At 68.7% G+C, this 13,882-nt stretch carries 12 protein-coding genes; 7 read left to right on the top strand and 5 right to left on the bottom strand.

Going from position 1 to position 13,882, the window contains the following annotated elements; genetic code table 11:
- Positions 1–70 precede the first annotated feature (70 nt).
- The gene (locus ACTG4X_RS30910; RefSeq protein WP_093056679.1) at positions 71–940 is read left to right on the top strand and encodes a UDP-2,3-diacylglucosamine diphosphatase; all 870 of its coding nucleotides are present in this window, start codon (positions 71–73) and stop codon (positions 938–940) included.
- A gap of 19 nt (positions 941–959) precedes the next feature.
- On the opposite strand, the gene ACTG4X_RS30905 is transcribed toward ACTG4X_RS30910, so the two are convergent.
- Positions 960–1,196: a hypothetical protein gene (locus ACTG4X_RS30905; RefSeq protein ID WP_440532769.1), complete on the bottom strand. Its 237-nt coding sequence runs from the start codon at positions 1,194–1,196 to the stop codon at positions 960–962.
- 246 nt (positions 1,197–1,442) lie between these two features.
- Between ACTG4X_RS30905 and ACTG4X_RS30900 the strand changes: the two genes are divergently transcribed.
- From ACTG4X_RS30900 to ACTG4X_RS30880, 5 genes are all read left to right on the top strand, one after another.
- The gene (locus ACTG4X_RS30900) at positions 1,443–2,639 is read left to right on the top strand and encodes an acyl-CoA dehydrogenase family protein (RefSeq protein WP_440532768.1); all 1,197 of its coding nucleotides are present in this window, start codon (positions 1,443–1,445) and stop codon (positions 2,637–2,639) included.
- A gap of 9 nt (positions 2,640–2,648) precedes the next feature.
- The gene (locus tag ACTG4X_RS30895; protein WP_440532767.1) at positions 2,649–3,782 is read left to right on the top strand and encodes an acyl-CoA dehydrogenase family protein; all 1,134 of its coding nucleotides are present in this window, start codon (positions 2,649–2,651) and stop codon (positions 3,780–3,782) included.
- A gap of 85 nt (positions 3,783–3,867) precedes the next feature.
- Positions 3,868–4,980: a CaiB/BaiF CoA transferase family protein gene (locus tag ACTG4X_RS30890; RefSeq protein WP_440532766.1), complete on the top strand. Its 1,113-nt coding sequence runs from the start codon at positions 3,868–3,870 to the stop codon at positions 4,978–4,980.
- Positions 4,981–4,991: 11 nt separating this feature from the next.
- Positions 4,992–6,551, top strand: coding sequence for a long-chain-fatty-acid--CoA ligase (locus tag ACTG4X_RS30885; protein ID WP_440532765.1), 1,560 nt, complete (start codon positions 4,992–4,994; stop codon positions 6,549–6,551).
- Positions 6,552–6,592: 41 nt separating this feature from the next.
- Complete coding sequence (locus ACTG4X_RS30880; protein ID WP_093056674.1) at positions 6,593–7,753, top strand: acyl-CoA dehydrogenase family protein; 1,161 nt, start codon at positions 6,593–6,595, stop codon at positions 7,751–7,753.
- Between the two features lie 12 nt (positions 7,754–7,765).
- Here ACTG4X_RS30880 and ACTG4X_RS30875 read toward each other — a convergent pair whose 3' ends face one another.
- From ACTG4X_RS30875 to ACTG4X_RS30860, 4 genes are all read right to left on the bottom strand, one after another.
- On the bottom strand, positions 7,766–8,146 hold the full coding sequence (locus ACTG4X_RS30875; RefSeq protein WP_093056673.1) for a hypothetical protein: 381 nt from the start codon (positions 8,144–8,146) through the stop codon (positions 7,766–7,768).
- A gap of 73 nt (positions 8,147–8,219) precedes the next feature.
- Positions 8,220–9,029 (bottom strand): AP2 domain-containing protein, encoded by an 810-nt coding sequence (locus ACTG4X_RS30870; protein ID WP_440532764.1) that lies wholly within the window; start codon positions 9,027–9,029, stop codon positions 8,220–8,222.
- A gap of 196 nt (positions 9,030–9,225) precedes the next feature.
- A complete protein-coding gene (locus tag ACTG4X_RS30865; RefSeq protein ID WP_093177351.1) occupies positions 9,226–10,056 on the bottom strand; it encodes an AP2 domain-containing protein in 831 nt (276 codons plus the stop codon).
- Positions 10,057–10,236: 180 nt separating this feature from the next.
- Positions 10,237–12,915 (bottom strand): LuxR C-terminal-related transcriptional regulator, encoded by a 2,679-nt coding sequence (locus ACTG4X_RS30860; RefSeq protein ID WP_440532763.1) that lies wholly within the window; start codon positions 12,913–12,915, stop codon positions 10,237–10,239.
- A gap of 105 nt (positions 12,916–13,020) precedes the next feature.
- On the opposite strand from ACTG4X_RS30860, the gene ACTG4X_RS30855 reads away from it, so the two are divergent.
- Positions 13,021–13,803 carry an SDR family NAD(P)-dependent oxidoreductase gene (locus tag ACTG4X_RS30855; RefSeq protein ID WP_093056669.1) on the top strand — a complete coding sequence of 261 codons (783 nt, stop codon included), beginning with the start codon at positions 13,021–13,023 and terminating at the stop codon, positions 13,801–13,803.
- Positions 13,804–13,882: the final 79 nt, after the last annotated feature.

The raw sequence follows: 13,882 nt of genomic DNA, 5'->3' as shown, positions 1-13,882 counted from the left end.
GGCGACAAGTCACCGGGATGTCACGGAGGCGCCATCGTATGGTCACGTGGCGGTGGGAGCCTACCCGTCCATGCAACGCGACGACGCCTTCCTTCGTGCATGGCACGACACCGCGACCCGGGCCCTCGACCCCGAGGACGACGATCGCGTACGTCCGCCCCTGCAATTCCGCACCCTCTGGATTTCCGACCTGCACCTGGGCACGCCCGGCTGCCAGGCTCGTGCGCTGCTCGATTTTCTCAAGCACACCGAGTGCGAGACCCTGTTCCTGGTCGGCGACATCATCGACGGCTGGCAGCTCAAGCGCCACTGGTACTGGCCGCAGGCGCACAACGACGTGATCCAGAAGCTGCTGCGCAAGGCGCGCAAGGGCACGCGCGTGATCTTCATTCCGGGCAACCACGACGAGTTCGCCCGCAAGTACCTGCATCACAACTTCGGCGGCATCGACGTGGCCGAAGAATGGATCCACGAGACGGCCGATGGCCGCAAGCTCTGGATCATCCACGGCGACCTGTTCGACGGCGTCATCCAGTGCGCCAAGTGGCTCGCCTACGTGGGCGATTCGCTCTACGAGTTCACGCTCAAGCTCAACCGCCATCTGAACTCGCTGCGTGCGCGCATGGGGCTGCCGTACTGGTCGCTGTCGAAGTACCTCAAGGGCAAGGTCAAGCGCGCGGTGAGCTACGTGGGCGACTTCGAAGTGGCCGTGGCCCGCGAAGCCCGCAAGCGCGGCGCACAGGGCGTGGTCTGCGGGCACATACACCATGCCGAGATGCGCGATATCGACGGCATCCTTTATTGCAACGATGGCGACTGGGTCGAGAGCCTGACGGCACTGGCCGAGCATGCCGACGGCACGCTGGAAATCATCGACTGGGCGCAGCACATGCCCGTGCCGACGAAGGCGACGCCGCAGCGCGAAGCCGTCGCGGCCTGAGCCCGTCCGGGCAGGCCGGTCAGCCCTTGCGGCCGGGGTCGTTCGTCGTATGGCCGAGTTGCTCGCGCCAGGCGTCGTAATGCCGAAGCATGCTCTTGCTCATTTCGCCCATCCATAGCCACCAGGCCAGTGCGAAATTCTCGGGGCCATCGGGCTCCGGTGAAGTCTGGAAAAGGCTGGCGGGCGGTTCCGGCAGTTCGTAGTCGCACAGCCGCTCGACGCTGCTGTGCGGGAAGCCGGGAATGACAGTGCTCACTGCTGTGCTCCTTCGAGGGCGGCGCGTTCTCGGGCGCCCGGAACAACTCCCGCACGCATTGGAGCAGGAACCGGGACGCCGACGTATCGGATTATCCCGAATGAAAACAAAAGACTACGGAAGACGGTGGCTTTCGAGGCGCCATGCCGCGCGTGGCCGCGTTCGTCCGATCCGACGATGCCGCCGGGCCTCCGGGGGCCTCACACTCGGCCGGTGTTATTTCGACGGCAGGAGACGACAAACACCATGGCCTGGGCACTCACGGCGGCGGAGACCGCATTCCGCGACGAGGTTCGAGACTTCCTGGCGCGTGAGCTGACGCCCGAACTGCGTGCCGCGGGCCGGCGCTGCTCCGGCATCTTCACCGACTACGAATACGGCAACCGCTGGCACCGCGTGCTGGCAAAGCGCGGCTGGAGCGTGCCGCAGTGGCCGGTCGAGCACGGCGGCACCGGCTGGACGCCGATGCAGCACTACCTCTTCGCGGCCGAGCTTGCCGCCGCCGACGCGCCACCGCGCGCACCCATGGGGCCGGGCATGGTCGCGCCGGTGATCATCGCCTTCGGCACCGAGGCGCAGAAGCGCGCGTGGCTGCCCGGCATCCGATCGGGCGAGGACTACTGGTGCCAGGGCTACTCGGAGCCGCAGTCGGGCTCCGACCTGGCCTCGCTTCAGTGCAAGGCGGTGCGCGACGGCGACCACTACGTCATCAACGGCACCAAGATCTGGACCACCCACGCGCAGTACGCCAACCGCATGTTCTGCCTTGTGCGCACCACCTCGGGCGGCAAACCGCAGCAGGGCATCAGCTTCCTGTGCTTCGACATTCCGGCGCCGGGCATCACCATCCGGCCGATCATCAGCATCTCGGGCGACCACGAGCTCAACCAGGTGTTCTTCGACGACGTGCGCGTGCCGGCCGACGGGCTCATCGGCGAGGAGAACCAGGGCTGGGCCATCGCCAAGTACCTGCTGCAGCACGAGCGCGGCGGCGCATGGGCGCCCATGCTGCGCGCGCGCCTGCGCCGGCTGACCGCCGCGGCGGATGCCGCCTTTGCAACTGCAGGCGGCGACGCACACGAAGCCGACGACATGGCCCTGCGCCTGGCCGAAGCCGAGTGCGCCATCGACGCCCTCGAGGCCACCGAGCTGCAATCGCTGCGCGCGCAGGCCCGCGGCGAGCAGCCGGGCATCCGCCCGTCGATGGGCAAGGTGCTGGGCTCCGAGCTGCGGCAGCGGTTGACCGAGCTCGGCGTGGAAATCGCCGCCCACTACGCCGCCGCCGACCTGCCGCTGGACGACGGCCTGCAAGGCGAGCTGCCGATTCCCGAAGACGCCGTGTTCTCTATGTCGGCCTACCTCAACGACCGCGCGGCTTCCATCTACGCGGGTTCCAACGAGGTGCAACGCAACATCGTCGCGGCCCACTTGCTGGCGAACTGAGGTCCTTCCATGAGCACCCTCACCGAGCAGGACGAAACCCTCGCGATGCTGCGCGACAGCCTCGCGCGCTACCTCGACGACAACCACGGCTTCGAGCAGCGCCTGTACGCGCTGCGCAAGGCCGACGATGCGCCTCCGCCGTTCTGGCAGGGCCTGGCCAGCGAGCTCGACCTGCTGGGCGCGGCGCTGCCCGAGTCGCAGGGCGGCCTCGGCGGCGGCATGGCCGCCCACCTCGCGATGATGGAAACGCTGGGCGGTGCGCTCGCTGCCGAGCCGTACCTGTCGACGATGGTGATCGGCGCGGGCCTGCTGCAGCGCCACCCCGGCGCGCAGGCCGATGCGCTGCTCAAGCGCATCGTCGCCGGGCAGGCCGTGCTCGCCTTCGCGCACGGCGAGCCGCAGAGCCGGCACGACCGCGCCGATGTGCAGACCGAACTCGCGCGCGAAGGCAACGGCTTTCGCCTGAACGGCCGCAAGGCCGTGGTGCACGCCGCGCCATGGGCCAGCCACTTCATCGTGAGCGCGCGCAGCGGCGCCGGTCTCTCGCTGCTCGTCGTGCCCAGGGAAACAGCCGGCGTGCGCCTGCGCGCCTACCCAACCCGCGACGGCGGCCGCGCCGCCGACATCGCCTTCGACGACGTGCGCCTGCCCGCTGAAGCGCTGCTCGGAGCCGAGGGCAGCGCGCTGCCGCAGATCGAGCGAGCGCTCGACGAAGCCACGCTCGCGGTCTGCGCCGAGTCCATCGGCATCATGCGCCGCCTGATGCGCGACACGCTCGACTACGTACGCCAGCGCAAGCAGTTCGGCGTGCCGATCTCCAGCTTCCAGGTGCTGCAGCACCGCCTGGCCGATATGCACATGGCGCTGGAGCAGGCAGCCGCGCTCACTGCGAGCGTCGGCGAGCACGTCGACACAGCCGACCACAACGAGCGCGCCCGTGCCGTGTCTTCCGCCAAGGTCGCAGCCGCCAAGGCCTGCAAAGCCGTGGGGCAGGGCGCGGTGCAGCTGCACGGCGGCATGGGCATGACGGAGGAACTGGCGGTCGGCCACTACGTGCGCCGCGCCACGCTCATCGAAGGCCAGTTCGGCCCGCCCGCGTGGCATTTGCGCCGCGTGGCGAAGCTGCGCCCGGCCGCAACGTAGACATCGGGGGCCCGCATTCGTCGCTTTGGACGATGCAGCCCCGCCGCCCCCGAGCCAAGATGCCTCCACACACAGGAGACAGACCATGGCAGGTCCATTGCAAGGCCTTCGGGTGATCGAGATGGCGGGCATCGGCCCCGGGCCCTTCTGCGCGATGCTGTTCGCCGACATGGGCGCGGAGGTGGTCCGCATCGAGCGCCCCGGCACGCGCACCGCGCCGCACGACATCCTCGCGCGCGGGCGCAGCACGCTGCAGGTCGACCTGCGCGCGGAAGGCGCGGCGCAATCCGTGCTCGACGCCATCGAAAAGGCCGACGTGCTCATCGAGGGCTTTCGCCCCGGCGTGATGGAGCGCCTGGGCCTCAGCCCCGCCGAATGCCATGCGCGCAACCCGCGCCTGGTCTATGGCCGCATGACAGGCTGGGGCCAGCACGGCCCGCTCGCGCACGCGGCAGGCCATGACATCAACTACATCGCCATCAGCGGTGCGCTGCACGCCATCGGCCGCGCGGGCGAGCCGCCGGTGCCGCCGCTGAACTACGTGGGCGACTTCGGCGGCGGCGCGATGCTGCTGGCCTTCGGCATCCTCGCCGCACTGCACGAGACGAAGAACTCCGGCCAGGGCCAGGTGGTCGATGCCGCCATGACCGACGGCGCGGCGCTGTTGTCGGCCATGATGTACGGCTTCAAGTCGGCCGGCCAATGGAGCAACCAGCGCGGCGAGAACATGCTCGACGGCGGCGCGCACTTCTACGACGCCTACGCGTGCGCCGACGGCAAGTACGTGGCCGTGGGCGCCATCGAGCCGCAGTTCTACGCGCTCATGCGCGAGCGCTGCGGCATCGCCGACGACCCCGCCTTCGACGCGCAGATGGACGCCGACCGCTGGCCGCTGCTCAAGCTGCGCATGGCCGACGTGTTCCGCACCCGCACGCGCGACGAGTGGTGCGTGCTGCTCGAAGGCAGCGACGCCTGCTTTGCGCCCGTGCTCGACTGGGACGAGGCCCCGGAGCATCCGCACAACGTGGCGCGCGGCACCTTCGCCAACGTGGGCGGCGTGGTGCAGCCCGCGCCCGCGCCCCGCTTCAGCCGCACCGCGCCCGTGGTGCCGCCGGCCACGGCGCGCGACGACGGCCCCACCATGCTGCGCCGCTGGGGAGTGGCAGCGGATGCCCTCGCGCCCCTGTGCGGCGCCTGAAAGAGCCCCGCATGTTCCTCACCCAACCCCTGCTCAAAGGCCGCCGCGAAAACGCCCGGGCCACCGCCGTGGTCTGCGGCAACACGCGCCTGGACTTCGGCACCTTCACCGACCGCGTCGCGCGCCTGGGCGCCGTGCTGAAGCAGCTCGGCATGGCGCGTGGCGACCGCGTCGGCATGATGAGCCTCAACTCGCACCGCTTCGTCGAATACTTCTTCGGCACCTGGTGGGGCGGCGGCGTCATCAACCCGGTCAACATCCGCTGGAATCCGAAGGAGGTCGCGTACTCGCTCGACGACTGCGACACCCGCATCCTGCTGGTCGACGACCTCTTCGCGCCCATGGTGCCCGCGCTGCGCCAGCTGTCGAAGTCGCTGCGCACCGTGGTGTATTGCGGCGACGGTGCCGTGCCCGAGGGCATGGCCGGCTACGAGGCGCTGCTGGCGCAAGCGCAGCCCATCGACGACGCACCGCACAGCGGCGACGAGCTCGCGGCCATCATGTACACGGGCGGCACCACTGGCCAGCCCAAGGGCGTGATGCTCACGCACGGCAGCCTGTGCATCAATGCGCTGGGCACGGTGGCGGCATTGCCGCGCGACACGCACGACGCGGCCGCCATCGTCGCGGCGCCCATGTTCCACGTGGCCGGCTGCGGCGTGGCGTTGCAGAGCCTGCTGCGGCAGATGCCGGTGCACGTGGTGCCGATGTTCGACGAACTGGCCGTGCTGCAGACCCTGCAGTCGGCGCGCATCACAGAGATGTTCCTGGTGCCGACCATGATCAAGCGCGTGATCGAGCATCCACGCTTCGCCGAGTTCGACCTAACGAGCCTGCGCCTGCTGTCGTACGGCGCGGCGCCCATCGACGCGGCATTGCTCGACCAGGCCATGCGCGCCTTTCCGGGCACCGCGTTCGCGCAGGTGTACGGCATGACCGAGCTGTCGCCCGTCGTCACCGCGCTGCCGCCGCACTGCCACCTGCCCGGGACCGACCGCGAGCGCCTGCTGCGCTCGGCGGGCACGCCGATCTCCATTGCCGAAGTGCGCATCGTCGACGGCGAAGACAACGAGCTGCCCCACGGCCAGGTCGGCGAGATCGTCGCGCGCGGCCCCATGGTCATGAAGGGCTACTGGAACAAGCCCGAGCAGACCGAGGCCGCGCTGCGCGGCGGCTGGATGCACACCGGCGACGGCGGCTACATGGACGAGCAGGGCTTCGTGTACGTGGTCGACCGCATGAAGGACATGATCGTGAGCGGCGGCGAGAACGTGTATTCGGCCGAGGTCGAGAACGCCATCGCGCAGATGCCGCAAGTGCTGATGTCCGCCGTGATCGGCGTGCCCGACGACAAGTGGGGCGAGCGCGTGCATGCGGTGATCGTGCGGCGCGAAGGCATGGCGCTGGAGGCCGAGGCCGTCATCGCCCACTGCCGCGAGCAGATCGCCGGCTACAAGTGCCCGCGCAGCGTGGAGTTCCGCGACGCGCTGCCGCTCTCGGCGGCCGGCAAGCTGCAGAAGTTCCAGCTGCGCGAACCCTTCTGGGCCGGCAGGGAGCGCCGCGTCGGCTGAGCCCCGCCAAGACCGCAAGACAACAAACCAAGGAAGACAACATGTCCATCGATTTCCGCCGCTCCTGGAGCGACGAAGACCTGGAGCTGTACCGCGACAACGTGGTGCGCTTCGTCGAGACCGAAGTGCTCCCGCACGACGAGGAAGCTCGCAAGCGCGGCCACGTGGGGCACGAGGTGTGGCGCAAGGCCGGCGCCCTGGGCCTGCTGTGCGCCGACATTCCCGAGGAGTACGGCGGCGCGGGCGGTGACTTCCGCCATGAGGCCGTGGTCTACGAGGAGATGTCGCGCCGCGCGCTCACCGGTATGGCCACATCGGTGCACGCTATCGTGGCGCACTACTTCCTCAACCACGGCACCGAGGCGCAGAAGCTCCACTACCTGCCGCGCATGGCGCGCGGCGAGCTGGTGGGCGCCATCGCCATGACCGAACCCGGCGCGGGCTCCGACCTGCAGGGCGTGCGCACCCGCGCCGAGAAGACGAAGGATGGGAAGGACGGCGGCTACCTCATCAATGGCTCCAAGACCTTCATCACCAACGGCTTTCTCGCCGGCGTGGTGCTGGTGGTGGCCAAGACCGACCCAACGCAGGGCGCGAAGGGCACGTCGATCCTCATTGTCGAGACCGAGGGCTGCAAGGGCTTTCGAGTGGGCCGCGTGCTCGACAAGATCGGCATGAAGGCGCAGGACACCTCCGAGCTTTTCTTCGACGACGTGCGCGTGTCCGCCGATGCTCTGCTGGGCGGCGTGGAAGGGCAGGGCTTTTTCCAGCTCATGAGTGACCTGCCTTACGAGCGCACCATCATCGGCCTGAGCGCGCTGGCCACCATGGAAGGCGCCTACCAGGCCACGCTCGACTACGTGCGCGACCGCAAGGCCTTCGGCAAGCCGATCGTCGAGTTCCAGAACACCAGGTTCAAGCTGGCCGAGATCGCCACGCAGATCAAGGTGGGCCGCGCCTTCATCGACCGCTGCGTGGAAGATCTCGTGGCCGGCAAGCTCGACACCGCCACCGCCTCGATGGCCAAGCTCTGGGGCTCGGAGGCGCAGGGCCGCGTGATCGACGAGTGCCTGCAGCTCTTCGGCGGCTACGGCTTCATGAACGAGTACATGGTGGCGCGCATGTATGCCGACGCCCGGGTGCAGCGCATCTACGGCGGCACCAACGAGATCATGAAGGAAGTGATCGCCAGGGCGCTGTGAGCAGCAGCGCGCCTAGGACAGCCGCCGGATCTCCGCCCGTGCAATCTCGCGGTGGGGGTACGACGGCGAGAGGCCGATGAACTGCGTGTATTTCTCGCGCGCCGCGTCGGTGTGGCCCGCGTCTTCCAGCTCCAGCGCCTCCAGCGTGAACTGGGTGAAGAGCCGGTTGGCATCGTTCTCGCGCGCCGACGCGGCCAGCGACTTGGGCTGCAGTTCGGGTTGCGCGGCGTAGATCTGCCGCTGCACTTCGATCACTTCGATCAGCGCGCGGCCGATGCGCTGGATGTTCTCGTCCACGGGGTCGAGGCCGGTGGCCCGCACATCCGCTGCGGCCTGGTCCAGCAGATGCGAGGCCACGCGCAGCAACTGGTGGAGCTGTTTGTGCGTCGTCATGGGCGGGCCGCTCCGCGCACGCAGCAGCTTTCGGGCTTCGCCGCTTCGGCGAAGCCGGTTTCGTGCAGGGCCCTCATCCGTTGTTCCGCTTGGCGCCGGATGCCGCCGTCCGTGCGCGCGGCTTGCGCTGCGAGGCTGGCTGGGCCGCGGCTTCTTCCTCGGCACGCAGCTTCTCGGCGAGCTGGCTTGTCCGCTCGGCGATGGCCAGGCTCTTGGCCATTTCGGCGCCGTGCACCTTCACCGAGAACGCCTTGCTCACGCTGCCCTTGCCCGTGGTGTAGGTAATGGCCAGCCAGTAGCCGGGATGGCTGGGATTGGGCGTCTTGAAGTGCACGCCGCTCACGCCGCTGGTGTTGTTGCGCCGGGTGATCTCGGATTTGGAGCGCTTGGCCGTGCGCGGCCCGGGCGGATGGGCCGACAGCCCCATGCGGATCGCCTCTTCGGCCGGATGAATGCGCGCCAGCCCCGTCATGCGCTTGAGCTGCTGCGCGCGCTCCTGGATCGCCAGCGCCTGCGCGTCGTCGCCCAGGTCCGCGACGGAGAAGTCGGTGCGAAGAATTTCGTCCGGCGCGATGTAGGTCTTGGCCATCCACGCCCGCACACGGCCGCCCGGCGCGAGATGGTGGAACACGCCCGTCACGCCGGTGCTGTTGTTGGTGCGGTGTTTTTCGGCCCGCTCGCGGCGCGCCTGCGGCGGCACGCTGCGCACGATGAAGTCGCGCCAGTCCTGCGCGTGGAGCAGGGCCTGTTCCGCTCCGCCGTAGCTGGCCTTGCCGAACAGCCTGTGATGGCGAACGCCATTGCGAACTATGGAAACCTCGAAACCCCAGGACCTGGAGTAGATGCCGTACATGGCTGCCGGGTTGGGGATACCTTTGGGCATTCTCGACGTGATGCTGCTGCTTTTGCACTCAGTTTTGCTGAGTCTGATGGGCTCCCCGATTCGCTCGTCGCTCATCGGCGCGCGCATTTCGCAGCTATTTTGGCCCAAGCGCCATGACGATTCCGCGGAAGCGGTCATGCCCGGGACAACGCGGGGCACAGCGCCGGGGATGAGGCGTGCGTTTTCGCCGGCCCTTTCACTGCTGCGGCCTCGCCTCGGCGGTGGCCAGGCCGTGCTGCCGAGCGCCTTGCTGGGCGCCCTGCCGGAAGGGAATGGTGAGCGGGTCGTTGGCGGGGGCGGTGTTCGACATCAGCTTCTGCTCGAGCTGGCGCTCGCGCTCCTCGATGGCCAGCAGCTTGGCCTTCTCTGGCCCGTGCTCCTTGATGGAGAAGGCCTTGCTCACGCTGCCCTTGCCCGCGGTGTAGGTGATGGCGAGCCAGTAGCCCGGGTGGCCCGGGTTGGGCGCCTTGAAATGCACGCCGCTCACGCCGCTGGAATTGGTGCTGCGCCTGATCTCGGACTTCGAGCGCTTGGGCGCCAGCAGTTCGGAGTGGGTGGCCGGCGGGCTCTTGCGGATCGTTTCCTCGGCCGGATGCAGCTTCGCCAGCCCGGCCATGCGCTCCAGCTGCCGCTCACGCTCCTCGATGGCCAGCGCCTGCGCGGCCTCGCCCACCAGGTTCACGGGAAAGTCGGTGCGCAGGATCTCGTCCTGCCCGATATAGGTCTTGGCGACCCAGGCGCGCACCCTGCCGCCCGAGGCGACCTGGCAGAAGACGCCGGACACGCCGGTGGTGTTGTTGATCCGCAGCTTCTCGGCCCGGGTGCGCCGCGGCACCGGCGGCACGCTGCGCACCACGCCGTCGCGCCAGTTCTGTGCCTGCAGCAGCGCCTGCTCCTCGCCGCCGTAGCTGGCGCGGCCGAACTGCTTGTAGTAGCGCGTGCCGTTGCGCACGATCGACACCTCGAAGCCCCAGGCACGAGGGTAGATGCCATACATGGCGGCGGGGTTGGGAATACCTTTGGGCATGGTGGCTTCGGCTTGCGTCGCTCTCTGTTGCTTGCGGTACCGCAGCGTTCGGAAGGCGCGGTTCCTGAGAGGGATGCTAGGGATTGCGAGGCGGCCGGGGTATCACCGGAATCCGTAGTAATCGTGACAGCCGAAGTCACTGCTGAAGCACTAAGTTCTATATTGAGACCGGGCAGGCTGCTACCTGATCACCCCGAGCCTGCGTGCAATGGCCACAGCCTGCGTCCGGCTCTTCGCGTCCAGCTTCATGTTGATGTTGCGCAGGTGCGTGCGCACCGTGCTGTCCGACACGAACAGCTTCTCCGCCATTGCGTTGTTCGAGTAGCCCTCGGCCAGCAACTGCAGCACGCGGATTTCCTTGCGCGTCAGCGGCTCCTTCATGGCGTTGTCGCCGGTCGACGCTTCCGCTTCGCCTGTTGCCGCCGGTCCCACGGCGTGCAGCAGCCGCTGCAGATGGTCCGCCAGGATCGGGTCGTTGGTGCTGCCGCTGCGCGCGCCCTCATGCTGCGCCGCCGCATACCGATGCACCAGCATTCCCACGGCCGGCCCCTCGTCGAGGATCAGCCGCATGAATCCTTCCTGGCTTGCCGTCTGCAGCACTTCGCCGAATTCGTCGACGGCGGCGGCCACATCGCCCACGCGCTGCAGCGCCAGCGCGCGCAGCACCTTGAGCTTGAGCACGCGTCGGTTGCGGGCCGAGGCCAGCGCGGCATGCAGCTCCGCGTCGAGCACGCCCAGCGCGCTGCGTGCGTCGCCGAAGGTGATCTCCCAGCGTGCCTTGGCCAGCGCGAGATAGTCGAGGTCGTGCGCCGGCAGGCGTTGCCGCTGTTCGCGCTCCCACAGCGCGGGGTCGTCGGCGCGCAGCAGTTCGTCGTGCGATGCGGGCCCGTTGCCCTGCAGCAGCAGCATGCGCGAGCGCTCCAGCTTGGCGCCCGCCACCACGCGCGGCAACTGCCGGTGGTGGCCCAGGTATTCGAGCTCGGTCAAGGCCTGGAAGGCTGCGTCGATGTCGCCCGCATGGAACGCGAGCCGAGAGCGCATCACGTGGCTCAGGATCATGTGGTCGGGCAGGCCCACGTCGCGCGCCAGCGGCAGGTACACGTTCAGCAGGTGCTCGGCCTGCACGAGCTGGTTGGTCTCGTACACGGCGCCCGCGTACAGCACGCCGGCCCATGCATTGCCGTGGCTGTGGTTGTAGGACACCGCATGCGTCGAATCGACCGCCATGCGCAGCCGCGCGGTGGCCTGCCGCAGGCGGCCTTCGTGCAGGTCGAACAGGCCGGCCAGCGACTCGGTATACATGCGGTTGAAGGTGCTGTTGCCCTGCTCGCGCCGAGCCACGTCGAGCAGGCGCCGCGCTTCCTGCTGGTCGCCGCGCACGGCCAGGATGTGGGACATGGCGTTGAGCAGCACGCTGTCGGCAAAGGCCAGGCCGGTCGGCAGGCGCGCCAGGCTCGGCCGGCCGGCCTCGTAGGCCTCGTCGTGCCGGTCCTGCATGGCCAGCAGCAGGGGCACCAGCGTGTGGGCGCTGGCGCGCACTTCGGCAATGGGGCTGTCGAGGCAGCCCGACTGCTCCAACTGCCGCATCGCGTCCCACGGGCCATGGGTGAAGCAGGTGGCCCACAGCGAGATGGGCTGCAGGAACGGGTGTTCGCGCAGCTGATGCTCGGGTATCGCCGAGAACCAGCGCGCCAGCATGCGCATGCGGCCCTGTTCGAGGAACTGCGCCGCGTAGCTGTCGAGCAGGGTCAGCGCATACGGATGGTCGCCTCCCTCGATGGCATGGTCGATGGCGGGCACGGGGCGGTCGTGCGCTTCGTACCAGCCCGCCGCCGCGAGGTGCAGGCGCTCCAGCTCGCCGGGCTGCTCGCGCGCCAGCTGCGCGCGCAGGAAGTCGGCAAACAGGCTGTGATAGCGCCATGCATCGCCGTCGCCGCTCACGGGCGTGACGAACAGGTTCGACGCGGCCAGCCGTTCGAGAATGGCCGCGCAGTCCACGCGCGGGCACAGCGCCTGGCACACCGACGCATCGAGCTGCCGCAGGATGCTGGTGCGCAGCAGGAAGTCGCGTATCTCCTGCGGCTGGTGCGCGAGCACGTCTTCGGCCAGGTAGTCGGCCACGGCGCGGTCTGAGCCTGAAAAGCGTTCGACAAAACCGCTCGTGGTGCCATGCCGCTCCAGCGCCATCGACGCGAGCCAGATCGCGGCCACCCAGCCTTCGGTCTTGCGGTACAGCTGCGACAGCATGTCGGCCGGCAACGCCTGGGTTGCCTGCGCCTGGCGCAGGCTGAAGAAGGCGCTGGTTTCTTCGAGACTGAAGCGCAGGCGGTCGGTGTCGATCTCCATCAGCTGGCCGCGCGCGCGCAGCCGCCCCAGGCCCAGGTCGGGCAGGCTGCGCGAGCCGATCACGATCTGCCCGCGTCGCGGCAGGTGCTCGATGATCTCGCGCACCAGCCCCAGCACGGCCGGCTCCTGCACTCTTTCGAAGTCGTCGAGAAACAGCGTGAAGGGCGAGTCGTGGGCGGCCAGCGCAGCCACAGCATCGAAGGGCGCATTGGCGAGCGGCTCTTCCACACCCAGGCGCTGCACGGCCTCGGCCAGGCATGCGAGAAAGCGCGAGACGTCGTTGTCGGCGCGGTCCAGCGTGAGCCACGCGGTGGCAATGCCCTGCGCCTCCATGCGCTCGCGAATCTGCGCCATGGCTGTCGTCTTGCCGAAGCCGGCCGGCGCCCGTACGAGCACCAGCTTCACGGCTGCCGAGGCGATCTCCTCGCTGATCGCGGTGCGCAGCACCTGCGTGGCGACGAAGGCCGGGGGGTTGAGCTTGGTTTCGAGAATCCGGGGTGTGGGGGACTGCATGCGGTGCTGCTGAAATCCCGTCGTTTCCGACGATGTGTGCGGCTGATTCTGCTTCCTAAACTGGCTGTGGACAAACCCGTCAAGACACCTCAAGGACACCAGCAGATGCAACTCGATTCCAGCATTGCAGCCGTCGTCACCGGCGGCGCCTCGGGGCTCGGCGCCGCCACCGCGCGCCGCCTTGCCAGCCACGGCGTGAAGGTCGCGCTGTTCGATCTCAACGCCGAGCAGGGCGAAGCCTTGGCCAAAGAGCTGGGCGGCGTCTTCTGCAAGGTCGACGTCACATCCGAAGAACAGGTCGATGCGGCGTTCGCCAAAGCGCGCGCGGCGCACGGGCAGGAGCGCGTGCTCGTCAACTGCGCCGGCACCGGCAATGCGGTGAAGACCGCGAGCCGCGACAAGGCCACCGGCGAGATCAAGCACTTTCCGCTCGCGAATTTCGACCGCATCATCCAGATCAACCTGGTCGGCACCTTCCGCTGCATTGCCAAGTCGGCGGCCGGCATGCTCACGCTCGACATGCTGCAGGACGGCGAGCGCGGCGCCATCGTCAACACCGCCTCGGTGGCCGCGCAGGACGGCCAGATGGGGCAGGCCGCCTACACCGCATCGAAGGCCGGCATCGTCGGCATGACGCTGCCGATCGCGCGCGACCTCATGAGCGAGGGCATCCGCGTGAACACCATCCTGCCGGGCATCTTCGACACGCCGCTGCTGCAGGGCGCGCCCGACAACGTGAAGGCCGCACTGGCGGCGTCGGTGCCGTTTCCGAAGCGGCTGGGCAACCCGGCGGAGTACGCGACGCTGGCGGAGCTGATGATCACCAACGGGTATTTCAACGGCGAAAGCGTGAGGCTCGACGGCGCTATCCGCATGGCGCCGCGCTGAGCGGTTCGACCCTCCGCACGCTCGCGCACGGACATACCTCTTATGGGGGATGTGCAGGCGCGCACCTTCCGATTGAATT

The organism is Variovorax sp. YR566 (assembly GCF_051992195.1).
Classification (GTDB): Bacteria; Pseudomonadota; Gammaproteobacteria; order Burkholderiales; family Burkholderiaceae_C; genus Variovorax.
The sequence above is the reverse complement of the archived record's forward strand: the minus strand, read 5'-3'. Positions and strand labels throughout refer to the sequence as shown.